Origin of the sequence: Dictyobacter aurantiacus, from assembly GCF_003967515.1 — a bacterium.
GTDB lineage: Bacteria > Chloroflexota > Ktedonobacteria > Ktedonobacterales > Ktedonobacteraceae > Dictyobacter > Dictyobacter aurantiacus.
Map to the genome: position 1 here is coordinate 1,893,077 of NZ_BIFQ01000002.1, position 26,957 is coordinate 1,920,033.

15 protein-coding genes are annotated in these 26,957 nt (G+C 53.5%); 9 read left to right on the plus strand and 6 right to left on the minus strand.

Annotation, left to right across the window (positions count from 1 at the left end; translation table 11 throughout):
* Positions 1 to 323 precede the first annotated feature (323 nt).
* Positions 324 to 3,575, minus strand: a complete 3,252-nt coding sequence (locus KTT_RS32435) for a S41 family peptidase (RefSeq protein ID WP_126601828.1) — start codon at positions 3,573 to 3,575, stop codon at positions 324 to 326.
* A gap of 271 nt (positions 3,576 to 3,846) precedes the next feature.
* Between KTT_RS32435 and KTT_RS32440 the strand changes: the two genes are divergently transcribed.
* On the plus strand, positions 3,847 to 4,560 hold the full coding sequence (locus tag KTT_RS32440) for a PIG-L deacetylase family protein (RefSeq protein WP_126601830.1): 714 nt from the start codon (positions 3,847 to 3,849) through the stop codon (positions 4,558 to 4,560).
* Positions 4,561 to 4,859: 299 nt separating this feature from the next.
* Here the strand turns inward: KTT_RS32440 and KTT_RS32445 are convergent, their stop codons facing one another.
* Positions 4,860 to 5,942, minus strand: a complete 1,083-nt coding sequence (locus KTT_RS32445; RefSeq protein ID WP_126601832.1) for a hypothetical protein — start codon at positions 5,940 to 5,942, stop codon at positions 4,860 to 4,862.
* 83 nt (positions 5,943 to 6,025) lie between these two features.
* A complete protein-coding gene (locus KTT_RS32450) occupies positions 6,026 to 6,595 on the minus strand; it encodes a hypothetical protein (protein ID WP_126601835.1) in 570 nt (189 codons plus the stop codon).
* Positions 6,596 to 7,561: 966 nt separating this feature from the next.
* Here KTT_RS32450 and KTT_RS32455 point away from each other — a divergent pair.
* Together KTT_RS32455 and KTT_RS32460 are read left to right on the plus strand one after the other, a co-directional pair.
* Positions 7,562 to 9,322, plus strand: a complete 1,761-nt coding sequence (locus KTT_RS32455; RefSeq protein ID WP_126601837.1) for a thiamine pyrophosphate-binding protein — start codon at positions 7,562 to 7,564, stop codon at positions 9,320 to 9,322.
* 307 nt (positions 9,323 to 9,629) lie between these two features.
* Complete coding sequence (locus KTT_RS32460) at positions 9,630 to 10,499, plus strand: beta-ketoacyl-[acyl-carrier-protein] synthase family protein (protein ID WP_235845939.1); 870 nt, start codon at positions 9,630 to 9,632, stop codon at positions 10,497 to 10,499.
* Between the two features lie 88 nt (positions 10,500 to 10,587).
* Here the strand turns inward: KTT_RS32460 and ppsA are convergent, their stop codons facing one another.
* Positions 10,588 to 13,203: a phosphoenolpyruvate synthase gene (ppsA, locus tag KTT_RS32465; protein WP_126601841.1), complete on the minus strand. Its 2,616-nt coding sequence runs from the start codon at positions 13,201 to 13,203 to the stop codon at positions 10,588 to 10,590.
* A gap of 261 nt (positions 13,204 to 13,464) precedes the next feature.
* Positions 13,465 to 14,484, minus strand: a complete 1,020-nt coding sequence (locus tag KTT_RS32470) for an acyltransferase domain-containing protein (protein ID WP_126601843.1) — start codon at positions 14,482 to 14,484, stop codon at positions 13,465 to 13,467.
* A 530-nt stretch (positions 14,485 to 15,014) separates the two neighbouring features.
* Here KTT_RS32470 and KTT_RS32475 point away from each other — a divergent pair.
* The gene (locus tag KTT_RS32475; RefSeq protein ID WP_126601845.1) at positions 15,015 to 16,190 is read left to right on the plus strand and encodes a glycosyltransferase family 9 protein; all 1,176 of its coding nucleotides are present in this window, start codon (positions 15,015 to 15,017) and stop codon (positions 16,188 to 16,190) included.
* A 57-nt stretch (positions 16,191 to 16,247) separates the two neighbouring features.
* Positions 16,248 to 17,129 carry a glycosyltransferase family 2 protein gene (locus KTT_RS32480; RefSeq protein ID WP_160146292.1) on the plus strand — a complete coding sequence of 294 codons (882 nt, stop codon included), beginning with the start codon at positions 16,248 to 16,250 and terminating at the stop codon, positions 17,127 to 17,129.
* On the opposite strand, the gene KTT_RS32485 is transcribed toward KTT_RS32480, so the two are convergent.
* Positions 17,104 to 20,820 carry an ATP-binding protein gene (locus KTT_RS32485; RefSeq protein ID WP_126601849.1) on the minus strand — a complete coding sequence of 1,239 codons (3,717 nt, stop codon included), beginning with the start codon at positions 20,818 to 20,820 and terminating at the stop codon, positions 17,104 to 17,106. The two genes, KTT_RS32480 and KTT_RS32485, sit on opposite strands and share 26 nt — an antisense overlap.
* A gap of 590 nt (positions 20,821 to 21,410) precedes the next feature.
* On the opposite strand from KTT_RS32485, the gene KTT_RS32490 reads away from it, so the two are divergent.
* The 4 genes from KTT_RS32490 to KTT_RS32505 all read left to right on the plus strand — a co-directional run bounded on the left by KTT_RS32490 (position 21,411) and on the right by KTT_RS32505 (position 26,949).
* On the plus strand, positions 21,411 to 22,970 hold the full coding sequence (locus KTT_RS32490; protein WP_126601851.1) for a long-chain-fatty-acid--CoA ligase: 1,560 nt from the start codon (positions 21,411 to 21,413) through the stop codon (positions 22,968 to 22,970).
* Positions 22,971 to 23,098: 128 nt separating this feature from the next.
* Positions 23,099 to 24,097, plus strand: coding sequence for an extracellular catalytic domain type 1 short-chain-length polyhydroxyalkanoate depolymerase (locus KTT_RS32495; protein WP_126601853.1), 999 nt, complete (start codon positions 23,099 to 23,101; stop codon positions 24,095 to 24,097).
* A 151-nt stretch (positions 24,098 to 24,248) separates the two neighbouring features.
* The gene (locus KTT_RS32500) at positions 24,249 to 25,091 is read left to right on the plus strand and encodes an alpha/beta fold hydrolase (protein WP_160146293.1); all 843 of its coding nucleotides are present in this window, start codon (positions 24,249 to 24,251) and stop codon (positions 25,089 to 25,091) included.
* Positions 25,092 to 25,335: 244 nt separating this feature from the next.
* The gene (locus KTT_RS32505; protein WP_126601857.1) at positions 25,336 to 26,949 is read left to right on the plus strand and encodes a hypothetical protein; all 1,614 of its coding nucleotides are present in this window, start codon (positions 25,336 to 25,338) and stop codon (positions 26,947 to 26,949) included.
* Positions 26,950 to 26,957: the final 8 nt, after the last annotated feature.

The following is a 26,957-nucleotide window of genomic DNA, read 5'->3' on the forward strand; positions in this document are numbered from 1 at the left end:
CGGTGGATAGCGCTATCCACCGCAACTCCTCCTTGACAAAGCGTATATCAGACCCCGGATCATCTCTCTTAAAATGCTGATTGGTTGGGCCGAGAGAGATGTGCCTGTGAAGGCGGGAGCCAGGCCATCCAGGAAGCTTTCCCACGTTTTTCAGCATATAGATACGCAAGAAAAGCAAGATAGAAGAAGTTTTGCTCCTTTGTCTGGAGCCTGTTTTGAACGTTTGATGAAAAACGGATGGAACAGGCTCTAGCAAGGTCAATGCTTGATGCTTCGTGCCATAGAGACCGCTGGCCAGAAGCGTATTCCTATCTTTTCGCTGCTCACTTTTGGGGATAGCCCCGATAGGGGTGCTGTTCTGGCGTCGGCGTTGCGGCAGGATATTCTTCTATCAGACGCAGTGCCTCAGCGATGCCGCGCCCAAGTTGTGGATCAGAGCCACGCGCGTAATCCTGAGGCGTATAGTCGACGTCAATCGTTGGATTGGTACCATAATTCTCCACACCCCAGCCGACATCCTTGAACCAAAAACTAAACTCTGGCTGGGTCGTGGTGGTCCCATCGGCCAGCGGCATATAGGGGGAGATGCCAATGACGCCGCCCCAGGTGCGCTTGCCGATCAGCGGTCCTAGTCCCATCATTTTGAAGGCATGGGAGAAGATGTCTCCGTCGGAGCCAGCATTCTCGTCGGTGATGGCCACCAGTTTGCCGCGTGGGGAATGATAGATATACGGATCGGGTGGCGACCAGCGCTGGAACGCGTATCCCAGCCGGGGCCGCGCCAGCTTCTCCAGCACCAGACCGGAAACAGCGCCGCCGCCATTCCAGCGTACATCAATGATCAGCGCATCGTAATCATACTCGGCCAGGTAATAGCGATGGAACTCCGCGTAGCCATCCGTCCACATATCGGGGATATGCACATAGCCCACGCGGCCATTCGTCTGCTCATGGACCAGGCGGCGGTTCGTCTCCACCCAATCACGATAGCGCGCGCCGAATTCAGAGGCCAGGGTCCGCACGGTCACGTTGTGCGCCGGGCCGGTGGAGGGCTGAAGGAGGATGTGGACCTCTGTTTCCGCCTGGTTCACCAGCAGATGCTGCGGCCCCTGTTCCGGTGTGAGACGCTGCCCATTGATCGCCAGCACTGCGTCGCCTACCCTGGCATTTACTCCTGGTGCCAGCAGCGGTGATGTCTCTTTCAGATTCCATGGATCACCACGCACAATATGAGCGATACGATAGACGTTCTCGTCTGCATCGAAGCGCCAGTCCACGCCCAGGAAGCCCTGGCGATAGTCGGGATGTGGGCGATACTCCCCTCCATACTCATAGGCGTGCGACGAGCCAAGCTCCCCCTGCATCTCCCAGAACAGGTCCGAGAGTTCGCCACGTGAGGTCAGCCGTTCCACCAGCGGGGCATAGCGCGCGTAGATGCCCTGCCAATCCACACCGGCCATATCAGCCACCCAGAACTGCTCGCGTTGCAGGCGCCACCCCTCGCCAAACATCTGGCGCCACTCGGCGACCGGGTGGATCGAAACCTTTATGCGCTCCAGATCAAGCCAGCCTGATTCCCGGCCTGGCTTGTCCACCGCAGCCGCCGGAAGTTCTGGCGGCTTCTCACCAGTCTTGAGGACGCGCAGCCGATCATGGGAGTAGCAGAGCACCATGGTGCCATCGGCGGTGACGCTGATATCGCCGATCTCATCGGCGATATGCTCCTGCTTGCGCTTCTCGAAGTCATACCACTCCAGACTGCCGTTCGATTTCGGTTTGAAGTCGGACGTCTCACCAGCACGCAATCCCTCGACTGGCAGCGAGGTAAAGAGCGCGCCGTTGCGGGTGCCGACAACCTGCCCGTAGCGGCCCTCAGGAACGGGGAAGGCTACGATGCGATTGGTGATGCCGTCCAGGTCAATCTCTACCCGTTCAGGCACGGATGGATGGCTTGCGTTCTCTTTCTGCCTCTCCTGCGCCTGTTTTACCTCATCTTCCGAGCGCAGTAGCGCCGATTCCGGCTGAAACGGCGAGCGCAGGTCTTTGCGCAGCGTAATCAGATAGGGGCGCATGCCCCTGGGGAAGCTAAATTCAAAGTGCATCGTATCGGGTACCGGATCAAAGTCGCGCGCGCTCAAGAAATAGAGGTAGCGCCCGGCAGGATCGAACGCCGGTTTGGTATCGCGCCGCAGCGCATCCGTCACCTGATAAGTTTCGCCACTCTCGATGCGGCACAGCTTAATGATGATCTGCTGCGCACGGATAGCCTGTTCATAGGCGACCCAGCGACCATCAGGCGACCAGGCGATGCCATTGACGAGGTCGCTATCTTCAATGCGGCCATAGTCGCTGCGGTCAAGCACACGCAAGGTCTCTGCCGCCAGGTCCACTAACAGCAGTTCGTTGCGGTGGTTGGCTAACAGCACCTGATCGCCAACCGGCGCGGCACTCAGCGCGGTTACATGGCCGATATCAAGCTGGCCCAGGATGTGATCGGGTGATGAGCCATCGGCATGAAAGACAACCAGGCGTGGCTCATCGCCCGCGTCGCTGACCGCGACCAGACGCTTGCCATCAGCCAGCCAGTCTACCAGGCGATAGCGCGGGCCATCGATTTGCCCATGCTGAAACACAGCCCCTTCCCAATTGCTCATGCTGAAGGCTTTGCCGCGCGTGGTGAGGGCGACTGCCTGGCCCGTGGGATGCAGCGCATAGGAGTCCATGAACTTGCCCGCGGGAACAAACTGGCGCGCCCGCTGCGTTTGCGATCCCGCGAGATCGATTTTCAGACGCCTCTCGCGGTTGGTGGCCGGGTCGAGCACAAACAGATCACCACCTGCGTGATAGACACAGAGCTGCCCATCAGTCGCGAGATTGCGAGCATAGAACGTGTCCTGGTTGCTATGGCGCCGCAGATCCTCGCCGGTGGGCAGGCAGGAATAGACGTTACTGATGCCTTCGTGATCAGAAAGGAAAAAGATACGACTCCCCACCCAGCATGGGGCAGCGATATTGCTATTGAGGTCGAGCAGTCGCTTGAACTCGCCTGTTCCCTGTGCATCGATCCACAGGTAGCCAGCGGTCCCACCGCGATAGCGCTTCCAGAAGGCTGGTTCGCGGATATTGCGGCCTAGCACAATGGCACCGTCGAGACCAAAGGCGATGGCGTTTGCGATGCCGTAGGGCAGTCGAACTGGCTCACCACCCTGGGGAGAGACGCCAGAGAGCATGCGCCAGCGTGGCGAGGGCAATCCAGCTGAACTGGCGTAGATGATCTGTGTTCCGTCGGGCTGCCAGCCAATCACTTCCGCGCGTCCGGCCTGATAGGTCAGGCGACGCGACGGCCCGCCCTCGGCAGGCATCACATAGACTTCATCGGGGCCTTCGCCGCTGCCGGTAAAGGCAATCTGTTGACCATCCGGCGAAAAACGCGCTCTGGTGGCTGCCGCCACGCCAGCGGTCAATCGTTCGGCGCGGCCACCGTCGACGGAGACCCGCCAGAGGTCATCCTCTGCGGTAAAGACGAGATGATCGCGATAGATGGTCGGAAAGCGAAGATAGCCTGTGGTTCCCATGAATCCTCCTTCAGGAACGTACTCCAGCCGTGAAACGAGGCCGAGTGAGAGAATATGTGTTATTGTAGCAGAAATCTGAGCCGTTCGACAAACATTCAAATATGTCTGATCTATAGATATTTGGAGTTTTTTCTTTCCGTACTATTCATATGTGTTTTCTTTCGCTTCCCCTTTCTGTTTTTCTGAATATCTGTGATAGATTGATATATGAGCATCCAGTCTGATTTGGATAAGCAAGTTACACATATAACATAGAAACGAGAGGGAAGAATTGATACAGGTTACTCCTGCTCCAGGCGCGGTCCCGATCATGGCTATTGCCGCCCATCCCGATGATATTGAGAGTTGGTGTGCAGGTACCCTTGCACAGGCTATCGATCAAGGAGCTACGGTGCGTCTGTTGCTTGTGACATCGGGAGAACATGGATCCTCAGATCCCCAGCGGCAAGCGTACGAGGTGGCCGCTCAGCGAGAGGAAGAAGCACAAAAAGCGGCGATGCTGCTTGGTATTACTGAGGTGGTATTTTTGCGCTACCCTGATGGAGATGTCGAAAATACGCGCGCCTTACGCGCTGACCTGGTGGCATGGACGCGCCGCTGGCAACCTGCCATCGTATTTACCCACGATCCCGAGCATCCCTATCCAGCCTACCTGTGCCATCGGGATCACCGGGTGGTTGGGCGTGCCGCCCTCGATGCGGTCTACCCCCTGGCTCGCGATCATCTGGCCTTTGCCGAACAGGTGCAGGCAGGACTGTCACCGCACGCTGTTGGTGAGGTCTGGTTGTTTGCAAGCCATGCCGCTGATGCGTATGTAGATATCAGCGCTGGCTTCGATCGGAAATTGGAGGCCCGGCTCGCTCACGAGAGCCAGACCGCGGACCCTCTTGCTTTGAGAGAGGGATGGCGAAAACGCGCGGCATCGATTGGAAGCAATGCCAACCTTGCGGTCGCTGAAGCATTTATGCGGTTGTATCTCGACTGAATGGTGCAGGTGAGGAAGCACATGGCGCTACATTGGCTAAGAGGATACCTTTCAGGCCCGTGGCGGCATAGCGATTCTGAATGCATATCGTGAAGGCATCGATGAGCTGATCCAGGAGAGGAAAGCCTTCTCACCTCGGCTTTCCTCTTTTAGTGAAAGTCCCGCGCTTCTACAGACAGCGTTTAAGCATGCATCCAGGTAATGCATGAGCCAATGCCAGGATCCCACGCCGCCAGTTGCAGATACGCTGCGGCCTGTCCTATCGCATACATCGACCCATGCCCGCAATGGATGGTATGTTATTGGCTTTTGAATGTCTGTGGTGAGCGTTGCATGCTCGGCAGTTGGGTCGTCCGGCCCAACTCTTTGCCCTGTAGAGCCGCAATCAGCATGTCGAGTTCCGTCTGGGTAAAGTTCAGGACCGGTTTCTCGTTTTGCTGCTCGGCCTGCTGAATGGCCTGTACCTGTGCTTGAACGGCCATCTCCATGCGCTTTAAGCGCTGCTCTTGTATGACTGATCTTTGCAGGCGATCGAGCAGCATATTTAATGATCGTGCAATCTGCCAGAGCACGTTATCCTGATTGAGCGGGGCACGCGCCTTTAAGTTGCCATTGGCAACCTCTACGTGGGTCTGCAGTATTTGGTTGATGCCCTGCTGGAGATGTTCTCGTTCATCGACGAGTTGGTGCTCAAGGTAGGCGATCATCTCAGCCCGATCCGCGCGTTTGAGCGCTTTTGACGCGGAGTTGACCCAGAGCCACGAGACGAAAGCCACCAGGAACTGGACACCAACGGGGCGAATGATGATAGGGATTAACTGCATCTGGAGATCGTGATTGAGCACGGCAGTATGCGGCTGCAAAAATAAGCTGGCCAGGATGATGCCGATATTGTAAAGCATCACGATAAAAACGCTGCTTGAACTGAGCAGAGATACGCAGAGCAGCTCTCCAAAGACAAATAATTCGTATTGCTGGATGCTGGGTTCGTCTAGCGGCCAGGTCGTAAAAATAACCAAAGTCAATGCGATTTCAAAGCCTAAGGTTAACAGCAATCCAGCGCCCTGCGGCCAGCGCGACCGATTGAAGAAAATAGCGATGAATGAGAAGACAATCATAATCGCGTCAGCCCATATAACAAATGGGTTAGGCAGGGTGAGGCAGCCTGGAATAAAGAGAATAAAACACACGAGGAGCCAGAAAATAATGGTCGCGGTGAGCTGCGATTTACGGGCGGCTTCTCGTTCTACAAAACTCGCGCTCGATGGGGGCGTTGGGAGCGCGGTATTCGCGTACCACCATCCTATCAGGCCCGTTCTTTGTTTATTCTCTTCGACAAGTTCTTGGGGAGACCATCCCTGGTTGTTTTGCGTGTTGTTCATCGAATTCCTTCTTTAGTATATTATGCGACTTCTATGGGTGTCCTGATGGTATCAGGGTAGTTGATGTATTCAGGCAGACTTCATCAAAAAAATTTATTCTGGTCGTCCTGCGTAATGAAAATGATTACTTTTAGGGAAAAAAGAATCCGCAGTGCTTCATCGACCACATTTGATGAAAGGGGAACAGCTCTTTTGATATCAGTGATATCTCTGCGCCCATCAATCTGCTCGTAAACGCTTTGTAGCATCAGTTTTTGGATTGTCGTCCAGCCGACTAAACTGTCCACATTGAGTCTGGCGATTTGCCGTGGAATGGGAGGCTTTTGCTCCTGTTCCGACTGCGCATCCCTGTCAGGGTGAGATGTTGGCGGGGCCGGTAGAGGATGAAGCTTCCAGTGGAAAGGTCCCCGTTCCCCATCTAGGCGTATGAGGACATCTGTTGTTGTAGGATGACGCTTTCCGTTTTGTTCTTCTACATAACACGCCGTGACTTTACCTTCGACCAGTTGAAGATACCCGGTGCAGCGTCCCCGGATACCCGGCACATGGTGAAGGTCACTTGCTTGTAATAAACCATTTCTTCGGTACCGCTCAAAGACCCCGAGACTAAACGCAAGACCTAAACTTGCATCAATATAATCTTTGTTTTCCATGCAACACCTTTTGTAACTTTTTCAGCGAAATCGATATGATTTCTTTCCTCCATTTTGCACCTTTTATATGTGGTGTGGTTTGTGCGAATACTGTGAATAAATCTGGCAAGAAAAACAAGGATACCTAATTATGGTTAAAACCACTTCATCCTATATATGCCGACTATATCACATCCCTAAGCATGAATTCAATCGTCTCTTACAAATGGGCCGGGCTTTCTTCGAATAGTCACACGATAATACCTACAGCTATCATGTAGTCCCCATAGTGATTTGTATCCATTAGATATAAGACTATGCCTCCCACGCCCCTTTAAGCCATTAGCGAACTCGTTCAAATAGCTCTCGCTGCATAGACCGCAGGGAGGGTGTCCATATGGCCGTTACACCAGAGGCAAAAACTCAACAATATAATAGATGGACACCTGCAGATAATCTCATCTATTTGTGATAGCTATTCAAGAAAATATAACCTCAACTGCATATCTGATGTTGAGAGCAGCAGTGACAAGTTTCAAGGGAGATAGAGGTCATGTTATCGATTTAAAATTAGACAGGGAATGAAATTAATGCTATAACAACATATAAATCTACTAATAGGAGATTGAAGAGAGATACTTATTTGTTTCTCTGCCTGGCAGAGAAAATGTGGCATTTGTTGACGCACATGCAGTCTATCCAAAGCTTGCTTGATTGCTCTACCTGTGAAGAATCCCTCTCTTTTTACGATACCTATTACGATCAGATTGCCTCAATGATGATGCACATCGTCCTTCGCGTTGATAGCCGGGGATGTATAGTCATCGACTGATGAAGCATACCGGCATCCTTTTTATGTGTACCAACCCGAAGTTCGGTAGACATGGATATCGTGCGATATCCCACGGTGGGAGAGCAGACTGCATGTGTTTCTACCTCGTGTGAAGGAGTAGACACGAGAGGTGCAATTGAAGGATTTGGCTTGAAATGAACACACTTAAAAAAGACATTATGCTTACAGAGCTCACTCAGACATTACCTGCTGTTCACGTGCTCTTTAATGCTCTTGAGGAAATGCACGTCTCACATATTTTTGGCGTTCCCGGTGGTCCTCTGGTCCCTTTATTTGCTGCCCTGTCTGAGCGACAGCACATCCAGCCCATCTTAGCGAAACATGAAGAGGGCGCGGCGTTTATGGCAGAGGGGTACGCGCGTGTCCGGCGTAGCCTCGGTGTGTGTTGCGCGACGAGTGGCCCTGGCGCAACAAACGCGTTTACCGGCGTTGCCAGCGCCCACAGCGATTCGATCCCCGTCCTGGCCCTCACCGGACAGGTGGCCACCAGTGCTTTTGGCAAAGGCGGAGTCCAGGATAGCAGCAGCGGCAATTGGAACGTTGATGTCGTTGATGCTTATCGGGCCGCGACGAAATTGTCGTTGATGCTACAGAGTGGCGAGCAGATGCCCCATATGATTCGTCGTATGGTCCGGACCGCTCTCACCGGTCGCACCGGGGCGGTGCATTTGAATTTGCCGGCCGATGTGATCAAACAAATGGCGCCGGTGAGCGCGCAGCCCGTGACGAAGTTTTATACCCGGACTCTGCCCTCGGGAGATCCACAGGCTGTTCAAGATGTGGCCTCTGTGCTGAGATCGGCGCGAAAACCCGCCTTGCTGGTTGGTCATGGCATCAATCTGTCTGGCGCCTGGGAACCCCTCCAGCGCCTTGCTGAACACCTGGCCATTCCGGTCGCGACGACCCTCAAGGGGAAAAGTGCATTTCCTGAACGGCACCCGCTCTCACTCGGCGTTTTTGGCTTCGGTGGGCACCCGCTGGCGGAAGCGTACATATATGCTGAAGATGTCGATGCCATTGTGGTGATTGGAACCAGTCTTGGCGAATTCCAGACCAACGGCTGGGACCCACGCCTGGCTGCCAGTCGTACGGTCATACAGATCGACATTGATCCGCTGGAGATCGGCAAAAACTATCCAGTTGACTACAGCATTGTTGGCGACGCAAATGCTGTACTTCTCGCCTTGACGGACACGCTCAGCCAGGGTGAAGCGAGATCACAGCATGATTTTTATACCAGGCTACACGCGCTTCGCGAGCAGCATCCCCGCTATTACCATGCCGAGGCATTGCAGGCCGAAGCTCCTGTCCTCAAACCGCAGGCGGTTGTGACGAAAATGAATGATATTCTGCCCGATGACACCCTGCTGTTCGTTGACAACGGGAACTGCCTCAGCTGGGCGGGCCAGTTTTACGAGGCCCGCCAAACGGGCACGGTGTTTTTCGCGACCAATGTCGCATCGATGGGGTATGCCATTGCGGCTGCCATCGGCGGGAAAATTGCCGCGCCAGACAAACCGGTTGTCGCACTGCTCGGGGACGGCGCCTTTGGGATGAATGGCCTGGAAATCCATACCGCGGTGGACTACAACCTTCCAGTCATCTGGGTGGTCCTCAACAATGGCGGCCACGGCATGGCGTACAACGGCGAAAAGCTCATCACGGGTACCTCGTACCTGACCACGTATAGCAAGCCCATGGATGTGAGCGCCATTGCCCGTGGCGCGGGGGTAGAAGCGTTTACCGCGACCACGCTCGCTGAATTTGAAGAGAGCTTGCAGCAAGCGCTTCGCTTGCAGAAACCGTGCCTGATCGAAGCTATTGTCGACATAGAGGAGGCGCCCCGCTCTTTGCAACAACGAGTCGATACATTAAAAGCCTTCTTCGGAAAGTAATCATACGCGCCTCCCGATAAACTTCTCTCTCTGACCGTGAGATATCCACCTATGCTCTTGTGTTCGTGTTCATCTCACCAGAGAGAGAATGTTTTCACCTGGGAGAGCAAGGTGCTATGAGCATATCGAAAGTGAAGCAAGTAGAAAGATGTATAACATTTTTAAAGATCGATCTCCCTTTCAATCCCGAGATTTGACGGCGCGAGAGCCAGGAAACAACAGAGTTGGGATCAAATCGTGTGGGTTCAGCGTTCCCCCTCACATCCGTACGAACGACGACCCTATTTTCAAGACGCTCACAAGGACGATGAACGCGCAGGGGATCGCGGAAGTAGACCTTTTTACAGGCCTGAAGGAGAGGCGCTACTTAGCAGGCGATGAACGGGTTGAAACATTTATGGTAGAGGCGGCAAGAGTAGCCATTGAAAGAGCCCATGGAGCCGTGCTGGATATTGATCGACTGTACGGTTACACGTCAGTAGCGGCATACCTTACCCCGAACAGCCTTTACGAGGTCCATCACGCGTTGCAGTTGTCAGAACAGACGATGGTCATTCCTCTGAACAATGAATTCTCGACCTTCCTGCTGGGGATCTTGCAGGCTTGTGAAGCCATCGTCGCCGGTCACAGCAAACACGCGCTCGTCGTTTGTGGAACCAACTGGACCCAATATATGGACTACACGCAGGGGCACGCGCTAAGCGTGGGTGACGGAGCAGGGGCCGCGCTGATTGGTCCAGATGCCGAATTTGTCCTGCTGGATTACGCCACCCAGACGCTGAGCGAGCAATATGGCGCGATGACGATGCAGGCCCGCGAAAGCGCGCATCCCACGTATAAGATCACCGAGGAGCAAGGGTTGCATTCTTTTCAGGTGTCGGCGATGCACGGCATCCCAACGATGGTACTCTCCCTATTGAAAAAACACGGTCTCAGCGGAAAGGACATCGCGCTCATCACGCACCAGGCCTCGCGTGTTCTAATGGATAATTGGGCGGCTCGTATCGAACCAAAGGAATACCTGGATACGCTGGAGCAATTTGGAAACCTGACTCTGGCCTCTTACGCTGTCACATTGGCGTATCACTATCCGCTGATTACCGCGCCGTACCTGGTCCTTGCGGCCGTAGGGGTTGGCTATCATCAAACGGTGCTGCTTTTCAAGCGTTCAATATGAGCAAATATATCTTCTACCCCGATATCGAGGGGCCGCGCGAAAATCCAAAGGTGCGGAGCGCGCAGAGGGAGATCTTCCAGCACGATGGCTAGAAGATCTCTACATAGCCTTCTGTTCCATTCACGCGAATGCGTGTCCCATCTTGTATCAGCCTGGTTGCATTTTCCACTCCGATCACTGCTGGCAAGCCATATTCACGCGCGATAACTGCTCCATGGGTCATCAGTCCGCCAACTTCGGTGACCAGGCCTTTGATGGCTACAAACAATGGTGTCCAGCTCGGGTCTGTAAAGGAGGTGACTAATATATCCCCTTCTTCTAGATCAGCATCTTCTATGGTTAAGATGACACGTGCTCGTCCCTCTATGATTCCGGACGAAACAGGGAGACCTACCATTGCGCCGGCTGGAAGATGTTCCCGTTTGTACTCACCTGGAACGATTTCACCATCAGACGTGAGCACACGTGGGGGCGTGAGTTTTTCATAGAATGTATGCTTGTCTTTTCGTTTGCTGATGATCTGAGAATCCAGCCTCTGTGCGCGTACGACTTCGTGCAGTTCCTGGAATGTGAGGTAGTAGATATCTTCTTGTTCATGAAGAACGTTGGCCTCTACGAGTCGTTGAGCTTCTTTCAGTAACGCCTGCTTATATACGAAGTAGCGATTTACGATGCCGTATTTTGGATATTCACGGTAGCCAATGAAGTTCCGGACCAGGTTGATCATGCGTTGTGTCTCTCTGACTTTCGCTTCACCATCCGGTAATTGTTTCAATCGATCCACTATCTCTTGTGTTTTTTGCAACGCTTCCTGTCGTCCTTGCTCAAATTTCCGCTGGCTGGCACCAGGCTCAAAGTTTTTGATGTTCGTGAGAAGCATGGGGACAAGGGTCGCTGGTTGTTCACTCCAACGGGGCCTCGTAATATCGATTTCTCCGGAACAGCGCATGCCATATGTGGTGAGAAAAGCAGAGATCGCGTCCCGGGTTTCCTGTCCACCAGGAAACTTCACCAGTCCATCCAGAAAAGTACCATCTTTTACCTGCTGTAAATACGCAATGACTTCCGGGTACGGACGAATCACATCCGCGACATCCAATAGCGCCAGACCCATTTCCGACGTAATGTTGTTGGGGACCGATTGAGAAAGGATATCTGCTACGTTTTTTTCACCTAACCACAGCTCCATTTTTTCATTGATCCATGCAGAAGCATTTATGGCAGCCATAAACACAGCCGAACTTCGTGGATCAAACGAGATCTTTTTTAATTGCTGGATATCTTCCAGGATAAAATCAAAGAGATCTGACCCTGCTTTCGTCTGGATGGTTTGTTGTAATTCTGCTACCGATGCCTGACTTCGCTTCATCAAATCGGAAACGATGGCCGGATCGTTTTCGAACGGTGCTTGCACACCCGCAGACGACGCAGCTGTATTGCTTGTAGCGGGGCCCGGTTCTTTGTTCTCATCTGGGAACGATGGTATGAAATCTTCTCTCTCGATGATGGTCATAAGCGCATCTTTTATGAGCGGATCGTGTTGTCCCATGGCGCGTAATACCATTGCTCTGCCAATAGGGGAGGCCAGTTGTTGTGCGACATCAACGAACAATCTTCCACCAGCTTGATACATGGGTCGAGCAGCTGTTAACTGCCATAAAGAGATCCCCAATGGTTTTATGGGATCAGTCATCATTTGTTGATGACCAACAGATATATACACGTGATGTTCGTGATCATTCACTTCAGGGATGGGGTATAACGTCGTGATTGGCCGGCTCTGGACAATAGAAAATGTATCATCAACCAGGCACCATTCGATGTCCTGGGGGATGCCGAAATGTGCTTCAATCTTTCTGCCGATGCGCTCAAGTTGTAAAATCTGTTCATTCGTCAGAGCTTGCCTGCTTTGCCGTTCAGGCTCAATCGCCTGCTCTTTCGTACCACCCTCGTGTAAGGCATAGATCGCCAGCTTCTTGGTGGATATCTTCTTCACGATAATCTTGCCGTTACGCACGTTATAGTTATCGGCATTCACCAGACCGGAGACCAGAGCCTCACCAAGTCCGAAGCTGGCATCAATGGATACGACTTTCCTGTTCGAAGTGACGGGATCGGCTGTAAACGCAATGCCCGCCGTCTGCGGGAAGACCATCTTCTGAACAACCACAGACAGAAGGACTTTACGATGGTCGAAGCCGTTTTGCATGCGGTACATGACTGCTCTGTCGGTAAAGAGCGATGCCCAGCACTTACTGATATGCTTGAGGATGGCTTCCTGTCCGATAATGTTCAAATACGTATCCTGCTGACCGGCAAAGGAGGCCGTCGGTAAATCCTCCGCAGTTGCGCTGGATCGTACTGCATAGGCATGTTTTTCACCAGACATGGAGAGGAAACGGGCGATCTCTTCCGTAATGTCCTGAGGGATGGCGATCTCTTCGATGGCCCCGCGAATCTCAGCACTCAATGCACTGATTGTATCGCGGTCTTCCACCTTGAGCAGCGAGAACTGATCAAGCAATTCGTTTATCGACGGCACTTCCCCGATGCTTCGTTTAAATGCTTCGGTAGAAAGGCAAAAACCATCTGGTACGTGTATGCCTTCAATCCTGGAGAGCTCCCCCAGGTTCGCGCCTTTCCCTCCCACAAGCATGAGTTTTGTTTTGTCAATGTCCTGAAAACCAAGCACATAGGAACCCATATGTTTTCCCTCTCCTGTCAATTGCTGCGTTGATCGTGTTGATGGTATCCCGCGGATTTACATCTACCTGAGTATAGGGGAAGGAACGCCAAAAAAAATCGTCCAAAAAGGCAGTGTGCGAGTAGATAGGAGGTGTTACAATAAAAGTGGAGATACATGTGCTTCTTTTTTTGGTCCTCAGGAACTATGCCGCTCCCTTGCTCTCGCGAACATGCCATCCTCCTCCCCATCCTCACCCCCATTGCTTTAGCGTGGGAGCGCTCAGAGGGCCAGCCAGCCAGAGCGAATCTGCCAATGTTGTCCCGCCCGTAGATGTTTGACAACCACCCGTTCAAGCGTTGTGCGTTGAGGTAGCTCATCCAGTGACGGCGCGACACGCCGAAAGACAAACCGCATGACGTCCTGATCACCGTTCCAACCGCCCGGTACAAGGTGAAATCGCTGTTGGAACTGGACGATGTTAGAGGTAGGCGGCAAATAATTGGCGAGCTGTGGGTCGAGGAGCCAGGACGAACACTGCCCAAAGCGGTACTCTACTTCAGGAAAGTGGCGGGCGAAGAAATCGCGTGCCTGCCCGAATGACTCGTCGCAGATGGCGGGAGTCATGGGACCCCCAGACTCGGGGATGTGCAGGGAGAGGGCCGGAGCACCAGGAATCAGTCTTGATCCGGCCATATCGGTGCTGATGGCGTTATGGTCGATTGGCCAGTCAGGAGAGAGCCGACCTCTGTGGAAATGGAGCCGACCGAGCCGATAGAGCACTCCTCGAAAGTGGTGAATGATCCATTCAGGGACGTCGAGGCCCGCAGTGCCGAAGATTCGCCGATGAATGGCGATGTGCTCGCCAAGGTCAGCGAGAGTGTTCCAGGACACATCGTCAGCAATGCTGTGTTCGCAGTGCCATTGTCGTATGGAAGGAAGCGCCGAAAGAAACACATATACGTAGAAGAGCCTGCCCGACGCTCCGAGATGCGACGGAAGGAGTGGCCACTGGCTGCGAGGGGATGGGTACGGTTCGCCCATCTGTGAAATAAGTTGCTGATGACAGCGTTGCAGAAGCCACCACAGCTCCGGGGTTTGATCTGGTGTGAGCCATGCGCCAATGATCGCCTCAGCGTCCTCCGACGACACACCCAGATGAGCGAGCAGGTGCGCATTGGGTAGCCGGGCTGGAGGAGTTGGCGCCCCAGCCAACTCCAGTTCCTCAAGCCAGGGGATAAAGTCATCACTGAGCCCAAGCCGAGCGCGTACTGATACCGCATCAAGGTCCCTTCCGAACATAGCACCTTCTCCTGATGATTCAATAATGAAAAAATAAGGTATGTGCTTTAAATGTATATAGAGATTAATCTACATGAGCATATTTGTCAAACTTATGGCTTCGAACAGACTATGAAGAGATTCGACTGGAGGCAACTTCGGATGGACAGACGATATGTATCTTCGTACCCTATTACCCTATATTGTCAGCGTGTCGCTGAAAGAAGATTTGAGCGCGTATCGTTTTGAAGGCATCAATCTTGGCATAGTGAGATGGCTGAAATGAACAGTGATTGCTTGCTTATCGGAAAACGCGGGTAACGATTGATCATTCCTTGCCAGCGAGAACGCCGTGGGGCAGGGACTTGTAACAGACAAAGGAGACAGGGCCCTGTCCTCTTTTCACCTGGAAAGAACGTATTATCTCCATACGATAGAATTTTTTCTGCAGAGAGATTCTTTCCGCTTAACCAAAGATGAAAAGAGGCAATAATCACATATGAGGAAAACACGCAAAGCTCCAACCTGGCTGGCAAAGGGGGGCTGAGCTGATGTCACCTCTGGCAAACTGGAATACAGAGAAATCCTTCAATGGAAAATCTGATGCATGGATAGAGGACTCGTCTGGTGCTAGATTTCAGATGACAAATACCAGGAGAACCGAAACATTCAGTGGTGAGCGTATCGCAGATGTGCGGAAAATCGCTGTATTGCGTACCAACAGGCTTGGTGATTTTATCTTTATCCTGCCAGCATTGGAGGCTTTGCGCGCAACCTATCCTCAGGCGGAACTGGTGCTCCTCACGCTTCCCTGGACGGCGGCATTTCTGAGCCAGCGCCCTTCTCCGGTTGATCGGGCGATTGAGGTCCCACCCTGTGGTGGAGTAAGTGTCGAGCCCGGTGAAAAGACCGATCAGGAGCAGATCAACACTTTTCTTCAGACCATGCAGCAGGAGCGCTTTGATCTGGCCTGCCAGTTTCGCGGAGGAGGCCGTTTCTCTAATCCGTTCGTGAAAAAGCTTGGAGCCAGGGTCACCATCGGTTCAAAAGCTGAAGATGCGATCCCTCTTGATCGCTGGATCCCCTATCATGTTCTCCAGTCAGAATATATCCGTTATCTAGAAGTGGTCGCGCTGGCTGGTGCGCAAACATGCAGTATTGAGCCTCACGTCGTCGTTACTGAACAGGATAGGGTTGAAGCTCTGCACGTTTTGCCCAAGGATCGTCAGCCACTGGCTATCTTACACCCGGGCGCAATGGACCCAGGACGTCGCTGGCCGGCTGAAAACTTTGCCCGCGTGGGGGATGCCCTGGCGAAGCAGAATGTGCATATCGTTCTTACCGGAACGCATGATGAGCAAGAAACGGTTGATCGGGTGCAAGAGGCTATGCATGTGGAAAGCTCTAACCTCTGCGGGCGCCTTTCCCTTGGTGGGTTAGCGGCATTGCTTGCTCGTAGCCAGGTGGTCATCTCAAACGATACCGGCCCCCTCCATCTCGCGCACGCGGTTGGCGCCCGGACGGTCGGCATTTACTGGTGCTTGAATGCCATCACTGCCCCCCCGCTTTCCAGGCTACGCCACGTTCCCCTGGTCTCATGGCAGGCCAACTGTCCTGTTTGTGGATGCGACCTCATCCGTGATCATTGTGATCATACTGTTTCCCTTGTCAGCAGCGTTTCCACCGATGAAGTGATTACAGCAGCTCAAAGTCTGTTGGGCCTGTAACCTTTTTTCTGCCGGACAGGAACAGGACTATGCTTTGAGCAAGAAATGGAGAACCGTATGCAGTTTGATAACACCCTGGCGGACGAAATCTCAATTGTCATTATCTCCAGAAATAGAGCCCATTCACTGGATGCCACCCTTCAAAAGCTGCTCTCTCTCCATGAGCCTGTTCCCATCATTGTCGTCGACAACCATTCAGAAGATGAGACCATCCAACTGGTGAGCAGCAGATACCCCGATGTCACGCTTATTCAACGGGCCGAGAATGATGGATCATCGGCAAGAAACATAGGAGCAAAGCATGCCCGGACTCCCTACATTGCCTTTGCTGATGACGACTCCTGGTGGGAAGATGGAGCTTTGAGAGCGGCAGTGACGTATTTTGAGCACTATCCTACCCTGGGGTTGATTCAGGGGAAAATCCTTCTGCGTGAAGGACAGATTGAGCCTGCCTGCCAGCTGATGGATAAAAGCCCGATCGCCACGCCCGATGATTTTCCTGGGAAATACATTCTGGGATTTATCGCTTGCGGTGCAGTCATAAGAAAAGACGTATTTCTGGATGTGGGAGGGTTTCATCGCAATATTGGTGTGGGCGGGGAGGAGGAATTGATCGCGCTTGATATGGCAGAGCGGGGATGGACCCTGGCGTATGTTCCAGACATTCTTGCCCATCACGCCCCTGCACCCCAGCGTAATAAAGCCATAAGAAAGCAGCTCGTTGTGCGCAATCATCTCTGGTCAGTCTGGCTGCGCCGCTCCCTGAGTGGCGTCCTTGCTGAAACGTCACCCCTGCTGCGACAGGCCGTTGCCAATCGTGATGTGCGCAAGGGGGTTATGGAAGCGTGTACGGGTCTGCCATGGATTCTCAAAGAGCGCAAGCCGCTAAATGCTACGCTTGAACAAGAAGTTGTCAAACTCTCCAGGTTCCATCCCTAGAGAAAAGGGAGCGTACTTGAGGTGATGCAAGAAACTGCGAGCGCAACTCGTCATTGGTGATCTTGCTGGCGAGCTCTTCGACCACGGCTGCGGCGCGCGCAAAAGCCTGTGCCGCCTGTTCATGTTCTTCACGGGATTGGTGGAGCCTGCCCAGGGCTGCCTCTGCCTGCCAGCGTTCTCCGGGAAGACCGAGGTCTTTTGCTAAAGCGCTGGCTTGCTGCAAGCATGTCAGCGCTTGCTCTGTTTCGCCCTGTGCTTCAGCAAGAGCGGCACGCGCGCGTGCATAAGAGATGGAACAGCGTTTGTTGGCACCAAAGAGTTGATAAAACGTCTGCAGATCCTCCGTCGCCTGTGTGCTGGCGCCTGTATACAACAGAGCCACCGTTTCGGGCCAGCGAGGAGCTTCTGGACATACCACGGCCCTGGGATCTCTCATGACCAGAGCCTGTCGGGCATACATAGAGGCTGTTTCCCAATCGCCGATCAGGGCATAATCAATGCACAGCAGTGAGATGCTCAAGCCGGTGTAGCGCGACGAAGGTACCGTTTCGCTGAGTTCCCAGGCTTCCATGTGCGCATGGAGTGCTTTCTCGGGCAATAAAAGCGCCTGGTAGGCCAATCCAAGTGAGATCAGGTTGACGAAAAGGATGATATTGAAGGTCAGTGTACGCGCTATTGCAGTGCTCTGGAGCGCAATTGTGAGCGCTTCCTCATAGTAGCCAATTTCAACGAGATTGCGCACGAGCTGATAACCACAATTAGCCTGTCCCCAGGGATGTTCAATTTCACAGCTGATCGCATAGGCCGAGCGTGCCGCCGCAATCCCCTCGTATGGTTGTCCACAATTGATCCGCGCGTCAGCGATTCTACTCAGGCAGTCCGCTTCCATCATACGATTTCCCTGCGTGGCAAAACGTTGCCGGGCTTCTTCCGCATAAGATGCCGCTTCTTCCCACTGTCCCAGCGCTCGGGTGATATAGGCCAGGATATTGAGACTGTTGGCGATCAGATCGTGTTGCTCAAGTTCACTTGCCAGGGCATAGGCCTGCCTGGCATAGCTCAGGCTTGCATCCAGGTTTAACACGTAGTAATTGACCCGCGCCAGACTCCATTGGGTCTGGGCTATTGCACGCTTGTCATGAGAGCGTTCCGCTACCACCAGTGCATCGTGTAGCAATGCCATGGCGCGCGGCATCTGCGAAAAATCTTCACTGATGAGGACGGCCAGGTGATTGAGCGCGGAACACTCCATGCCTGGATCAGCGCTCTGGCGGGCCGTTGTCAGCATCATCTGATAGGTAGCATGGGCCGCCTGGGCATCATTGCGATGTTCATAAGCCCGACCAAGCTGTGTAAACAGGTGAGCGAGCTCGGCGGCTGGTACCTGCATTTCTTGTTTGTTTATCAATTGATGCGCCTGTTCATAGTGCCTGATGGCATCGCGTATCGCGAACACATGAAGCGCCTCATCGCCCGCTGCCAGGCTCCAGCGAAAGACCGCGTCAGTAGCTCCGCTGGCAACGGCGTGATACGCTACCTCCGCCGCGGGAGCATCTATTTCTTTCAGCAATTGGAGCGCTCTGCCATGAAAGACGTGTCGCCGTTCCTTACCCATCTCGCGGTACACCAGTTCGCGCATCTTGTCATGGACAAATACATAGCAAATAGTATGTGAGCTTTCCGACTGCCGCCGAGATTCACGAAGGAATAAGCTATTCAAGGCTTCATCCAGGCCGATGAGCCCTTCGTGCGTTGAGAGTTGGGCAATACGACAAAGATGCTCAAAGGTAAAGTCATGATCGAGCACAGCAGCGGCTGCCAGCAGGTCACGCGTTGCTGGAGAAAGCTGATCCAGACGACTCTGGAGCACCTCCCGCACATTCGCGGGCAACCTTCCTCCAAATGCGCCCGTCTGAAGCAGGGCAGCTTGCGGCTCGAAGATCCACCCTTTCCCTTCAAGGAAGCGAGGCACCAATCCACCATGTTCAAGTAATTCCTCAAGCAAAGCTACCACATAGAATGGTTGTCCTTGTGTTTCTGCATACAGCCATGCTGCAAATTGCTCTGCGCTCAGGGTAGTTGTAGATGTGTGGTCATGTTGCTCGGAAAGATCACCAGCCCGGGATCCCGTCGGGAGTGTTTCCTGTGCGGTCAACAGTGTGTGAGCTATGTGCAAGAGGTCTTGAGGAGAGAGGGGGCCCAATTCCAGCCGTGTCAGAGAGATAACGCTTTTCAGGTTGGTAAGCCACTCGCCCAGGCGTGATTGCGTCCGTACTGTTCCTATTCTCCGATTGAAGAGGAGCAAGACAGGGACCGCGCGGTCCGACCAGCGCCGGCTGAGGTAATGGAGCGCATCCAGGGTTGCTTCATCCGCCCATTGCAGATCATCAATAAAGAGAAGCAGCGGTTGTTGTGTCGCGCTCGCTTGCCCTAGGCGGGCAAGTGCTTCTAACAGGCGAGTGGAAGCGAATGCCTCATCGATGGTAGGGGCTGGTAGATCAGGATAGCGCTCGCACAGTTCAGGCCAGAGCCGACTTAATTCCGCGATCCAGGTATCGCTGAGCAGATGGTGGAGATCGCGTGTCTGTTCAATAAAGGGACGAAAACAATCGAGCAGAGGCTGATACGCCAGGCGTTGATAGGTTTCATACGCTTTAGCTTCCAGTATGCGCGCTCCCTGTACCCTTGCCCAGTCGAGAAACGCGCTGGCAAGTCGCGATTTACCCGCTCCTGCTTCACCTTCCAACATGACAATGTGTGGCTGTCCGCCGGCAGCCTTCTCATAGAAGGTAATGAGCCGACTTAAATTCGCACCTCGTCCCACAAAAGGAATCTCAAGCAAGGTTCGTACAGAGGATGTGCCCTCGTTAGTGCTGGTATAGTTCTTGCCACGAGGAACTGGCGAGGTATTACGAATAAGATCTGACAGAGCTTGCAAGCTGGAAGAGGGCCTGGCGGAAAGCTCCGCGTGCAGCACTTCCTGACAGGTCTCGTATGTTTTTAAGGCCGCGACACGGTTGCCGAGCGAGAAATGCAATTGCATCAGGCGTAAATAGATAGTTTCATTGAGTGCATCGTAGGTACGCCAGCGTTCAACGGTTTCAATCGCCTGCTCGATCTGCCCTTCTGCATTTTGCAGTTGGGAAAGCCAATCCAGTATCTGCTCAATGCGCTTGAACCAGATTTGACGCTGCATGCCAACCCAGTGGTCAAAATCGATCGCATCTCGCAGCGCGAAATTATCCAGGAAGCCGCCTCGGTAAAAGGCTATCGCCTGCTGGAGATGAGCAATCACCGTCCGGCGGGCCTCTCCGGGCATCATTTCTGGCGCGGGAAGTTGCTGGAGCAAGGTCCACGCGGTCTCAAACGCGTGCAGATCAAGCTCAATGCCAGAGCTAAGATCGAGTCCGAGCGTATCGTGAGTGATGAGTAGATGCGCCCCATGTCGTGCTGCCATCTTCTCTTCGAGTGCCTGCCGTAAGTGCAGCAAGGCAATGCGTAGCGCTGCTCTTCCATGTGCCGCATCGCTTTCAGACCATAAGAGACGCGCGAGCATCTGACGGGAATGTACGCCGGGTTCTGTCGCAAGGTAGATCAGCAGAGCCAGCGTTTTGCGATCATAGAAGGTCACGCGCTGACCGCAATGCTCTACAATCGGTGTCCCGAGCAACGCAATCTTCAGGTCACTCATGAATTGCTCCTTTGCACATCCATACAACAGCGTTTACCTGTCCAGCGAAAAGCGGAGTGTCACGATATTCAAAATGCTCGTCTGAACAGTACACATAGTGTTGGTAGAGATAGTATAGTGATTGCGAGGTATAAGGGCAAGAGGATGAGCAAGGAAAACAACAGCGACTCGACCATAAAACAAACGATTTTCTGACCGTGCGATCGATCTAATAAACGCTTTTCTCAACGCTACTGCTGCTACAATATCTCTACGAGAGTGTCAGAATTTTATGATCATCGCCTGCGGCCAGTACGATTTTTCGCACCTGCTGCACCAACACAAAAAAACAAGCGCGGCCGCGCATGCAGACGCCCGTGCGGGGGCGCTCACGTCCTTTCAGGTATAGGTTTTTTGGAGCGGGGTCCAGGGGCGGCAGCCCATGGCGGGGGGCAAGGGTGTCCCCTGATTTTTCCTCTCCTTCGCCGTCAGGCGGCACAAGCGGGTTCAAGGGGCAAGGCCCTGGAAAACCTCTACTTGAAAGGCGCTCACGCCTCCCGGTAAAAAGCGTGTCTGACACCCTTTACTACTTTATTTGAAGGAGAGAATGCATGCTCAATCTTGCCGTCCTGCTTGATGATAGCGCACGTGAAGTGCCTGAGCGAATAGCTATTATTTATGAGAAAACCAGACTGTCGTATGCTGCTTTGCAGGCCGCTGCCAACCAGGTGGCCAATGGACTGGTTCAGGCGGGCATTCGTCCGGGAGATACCGTTGCCCTCAGTTGCCAGAATCTCCCATCGTTCGTTATCGCCTACTATGGCATTCTCAAAGCAGGTGGTGTTGTTCTTCCGCTGAATGTGTTGCTCAAGCCCCGTGAAATCGCCTATCATCTCGCTGACGGGGAAGCAAAGGCATATTTTTGTCAGGAAGGAAGTTCCGATCTGCCCATTGGGCAGATGGGATTTACCGCGTTCCAGGAGGTGGAAAGCTGTACACACTTCTTCCTGATGACCAATGATCCAGCCGCACCATCACCTATTGCGGGCGCGACAACCTTTGGCGAGCTCATGCATGGTCAGCCAGAGACCTTTGAAACGGTGGAGACGCATCCAGACGACACGGCTGTCATTCTTTACACCAGCGGCACGACGGGCAAGCCTAAAGGAGCTGAATTGACGCACATAAACATGCTCCTCAATGCGCGCCTGTCTGATACGATGTATCCTAGAGCCGATCACGACGTGCACCTGATCGCATTGCCCCTGTTCCACTCCTTTGGACAGACGGTGCAAATGAACGCGGGTATCTACAATCGAGCAACCCTGGTACTCGTGTCCCGCTTTAGCCCCGAAGGCGTTCTGCGCCTGATGGATGATGAGAATGTCACTATTTTTGCGGGAGTGCCAACGATGTACTGGGCGATGCTCAACTATGCAGGCGCTGGGACCTATGATTTGCAGAAGATCGCGCGCAACCTACGAGTATCGATCTCCGGTGGGGCTGCTATGCCGGTGGAAGTCATGCGGGCCTTTAACGAAAAATTCCGGGTCACCATTCTGGAAGGCTATGGTCTCTCAGAAACCAGTCCAATTGCTACGTTTAATCGGCTCGATCGGACAATCAAACCCGGCTCGATTGGGCTCCCTGTCTGGGGAGTCGAAGTACGCCTGGTGGATCAGCATGACCGGGACGTTAACGTGGGCGAACCGGGTGAGGTGGTGATCAGGGGCCACAATATCATGAAGGGCTATTATAAACGCGCTGAGGCAACCGCCGCGGTCATGCGCAATGGCTGGTTCCATACCGGTGATATTGGACGACGCGATGAAGATGGCTACTTCTATATTGTCGATCGCGTAAAAGATATGATCATTCGCGGCGGCTTCAATGTGTACCCACGTGAAATCGAGGAAGTACTGATGACACATCCGGCGGTCAGTATCGCGACCGTCATCGGCGTCCCGCATGAGCGCCACGGCGAAGAGATCAAAGCCTTTATCATCCTCAAGCCTGACACAACCATCTCGGAAGCCGAACTGATTGCCTGGTCCAAGCAAACCATGGCCGATTATAAGTACCCACGCCTGATTGAGTTTCGCACCACGCTTCCTATGACAGCCACGGGGAAAATTTTAAAAAGCGAACTGCGCCAGGCACAGCAAACATAAACACTGCGTGGAGGGACGGTGTGTCTGCTATTGTACCACCTCCATGTCAGACTGATCTTGTTCGTCAGAAAACATCGCAACCTTGTCGGAAATGATATTGTCCAAACGGGAAAAAGGAGCGAACGCCGATGTTCACACGTTTTATCCGATGGTGCACTCTGGCCGTTTTCGTAGGTTGTCTGTTGCTCTTTCAATGTTCCCCGGCCGCGCACGCCGCGACCGCAGGGAAATTGCAGCAATTTAGTTATCTGGGTGCCGCCGGACTGTATACCTACGATGTGTATACGCCCGCAAACTACCAGGTAGGGACATCGGTCCCCCTGATCGTCGTTTTATCTGGTTGCACGGTAGATGCAGCAACGATGGCTGCAGACACCGGAATGAACGCCCTGGCGGACCAGAAGCAGTTTATTGTTGCTTATCTCCAGCAGGAAGCCTTCGCGAATGCTTCTTTGTGCTGGAACTTTTTCCTCTCAAGCAATCAGTATCGAGGCATGGATGAAACCGCTGAGATCGCTGGTATCACTCAGACTGTGGAAAACACTTCCTCGCTCTGGACGATTAACAAACACCGCGTCTATATCGCGGGGATTTCGTCGGGTGGGGCAATGGCGGTGAATATGGGGGCCGCCTATCCAGATCTGTATACCGCGATTGGAGTGCATTCTGGCGTGGAGTACCAGGCCGTCACCTCTTTCTCTCTGAGTGCTTCGGTCACAGGTGGGCCTCCTCCTGTGTTACAGGGCGACCTGGCCTATCAGACGATGGGGCGCTATGCGCGAGCGGTTCCCACCATTGATATCCAGGGGACGGCTGATACTGTCGTCTGGCCGGTCAATGGTGACCAGGTGATCCAGCAGTGGATGGAAACGGATCATGATGCCTCAGGGGGAACCTATAATGTGAGCTTCTCCAGCCCCGCGACCACCACATCCGGACAAGTGCCAGGAGGACACTCCTATACCACCTACACCTGGAATAATAACAGCGGGCAAGAGATCGAGGAATACTGGGTGATAAACGGCATGGGGCATGCCTGGTCTGGAGGCACTGGACTCTGGGGAGATCCCGCTGGTCCCAGTGCAAACCTGGCCCTCTACAACTTTTTCATGCGCTTCAGCAATTGAGGCATCGCGGGTTGCGAAAACACAGCGCGATTATATAGTACAACGAAGCTCGTTGGTAGATGTGCCGGCAACGAGCTTCCATTCGCATCAAGGCTGGATGCCTGGTGTGCATTTCTCTCCTCACGAAAAATATCAGAAAGAGAATATTGCTATGTCGACTCAACAGGTGCAAATCAATGGAATTAGCTTACAGTATCAGACCTGGGGGGAGTTTACCAGGCCTGAACGAACGGTCTTGCTTGTTCATGGTCTGACCGCCAGTAGCCAGGAATGGGCACAGTTTGGACCTGTGCTCGCCAGTCAAGGGTGGTACGCCATTGCCCCGGACTTGCGCGGACGTGGTCTGAGCGAAAAACCTCCACATGGTTATGGCATGCCCTATCATGTCAACGATCTGCTCTCACTCTGTGACGCGCTGAACCTACCAGTTGTTCATTTTATCGGCCATTCTCTGGGTGCTCAGATCGGATATTTCTTTGCCGCAGTCCACCCTAGACGCCTGGGACGACTTGTCCTGGTGGACGCGGGCGGACGGGTCCCGGAGGACGCACTCCAGGCTATCGGGGCCTCACTGCAACGATTGGGGCAGGTATACCCCTCACTCAATGCGTATCTGGCGGAACGGCAACAAACACCTGTTCATCAGTGGGATCCTTTCTGGGAGAATTATTATCGCTACGATGCCGAAGTCCACACTGATGGAACGGTGACTTCGCGCGTTCCCAAAGCGGCCATTGAGGAAGAGATCACCGTTAACATGAGCATGAATGCCGACGCACTTTTACCGCGCATCCAGGCCCCGACGCTCATCACGCGTGCCGCCCTGGGGACACTGTCACCTACCCGGGGTATCATCCTGACGGCTGATGAGGCTGAACGAGCGCAAAACATGATCAAAGGCAGTCGTGTGGTAGAAATCCCCGATACCAACCATTACACCATCATGCTCTCAGAAGTTTTCACCAGCGCAGTGCTGGCTTTCTTATCCCAATGACCATGGGGGTGCAGGGATAGCTTTGCTAAGACATTCAGTAAAGTGCTCTCGTTAAGCATCTACCACTGCAGGGCTAGAGCAAAAATGGGGCATTTGACTCACCCCCTTCTGTGCCACCAGACTGTATGCTAAGAAGCGTAGAGTGTACGCATTCACCCAGGTGCGGTTGCAGGTTGATCCATTTTATTATCAATCTGTTGCAGCCTGGGTTGCTATACATAATCAGCAGACAGGAGGGTTTACTATGACCCGCAGCCTTTATCGTTTTTACCTCTACGCGGTTACAGCGGCATTATTAATCTTTGCGGTGAGTGCCTTTGGTTCCTTGCTCTCAACTGGCCTCGCATTTACAGGTTTGCGCGGACCTTATCAGAATATTCCGACGCAGGCGCAGTTTGTACAGGCCCTGAGCTATGCCTGTGTGGCTTTTCTGATTGCAGGTTTGCTGGGCGGCCTGCATTACTGGCTTCTTCGCCATGATCTCCGGCAGGAGCCGCAAGCTGCACATAGCGCGATACGCTCCTTTTTCTTGAATACGACCGAAGGGATAAGCGTGGCCTTTGGTGTTCCCCTGCTGGCTATAACCTTCTCGGGGCTGGCCACAACCTCCTATAGTGGTTTGACCTTCATCTGCGCGGCTGCTCTTTCATGCTTGCTTCTGGCTTGTCTGGTGCATCTTGAGCGTCGGCGTACCAGTGGGCCAACCGGACCCGCGCGTGTCTTTCAACGTATTCACCTTTTCGGCGTGCAACTTGTTCTGCTGCTCATCGTGATCATTTTCTTTATCCTGCAACCCACGATCAGATATGTGATCGATACTGTGTTCTTCCATGGAGCTGTCCAGTGTGAGGGAAGTTCTTCCTGCCAACCTGCCAATCCATTCTGGTTAATGCTCACCCTGCTCTGGATCGTGGGAAGCTGGCTCTTTTATAGCTGGACGGCCAGCCAGGATCGATCGCTGGCGACACGCCTGATCTTTCATGGCCTGGGTCTGGCCTGTGGTATGGCTTTCCTGCTGCGCGGCTGCTCGCTGGCGATTGTGGCCCTGTTGCGCCTGGGATACGGAGATCCTCTTCCTCTGGATGCGGTCCTTAGCTCCCAGGGAAGCTCTGATTTCATCTCACCTCTGCTGCTGGGGATGCTTCTCATTGGCATCTATACCTGGTCATTGAACAGGAGTGTACGCCAGGGATTGATGCATCTGGAGGTGCTACGCCTGACGATCGTGGCCATCGTGGGAACTGTTATGGCTGGCGCTTTCTGGTGGGGGCTAGGCAGATTGCTGGACAATGCGCTGAAAATCCTCTTCCCAACCGGTGGCGTGGGAGTAGATTATCAGGCGTGGTTTGAGTCCTGGGCCCTGGTGCTCTGCGGGATTGGCTACATCTTGATAGATTGGTATATGCGCAACGTCTCTAAAGGGGGGGATGGTGAACTGATCGCGGGACCGCGTCGTGGCTATGTGCTCACCCTGATGGGAGCAGGGGTCCTGACGGGGGCGATTGGCCTGGCCGTCGTTTTGTATACTGGCGTGACCGCACTGCTCGGCTCGGCTGTGCCGAACTGGCAACTGGTGGCACAGGGATGGCTGAGCGCCTTTCTAGTTGGCGCCGTCCTGGTAGGCATCTATCTGCCAACGGCGCGACGCCATCATCTGTTCCAGGGGAGCGAGTCGCCACTGGAGGAGAAGGCTGTGACTGTCACACCTGGACAACCATTGAACCTGGCGCCGGAAATGGGTCGTGAGGGGCCACAGGAGGCCACAATTGAAGCGATCCTGGATGCCTTACTGGCTGATAGGATTTCGCGCGATCAAGCGGCTACTCGCCTGCACGAGCTCATGCATGTAGACGAGTAGGTACCTTC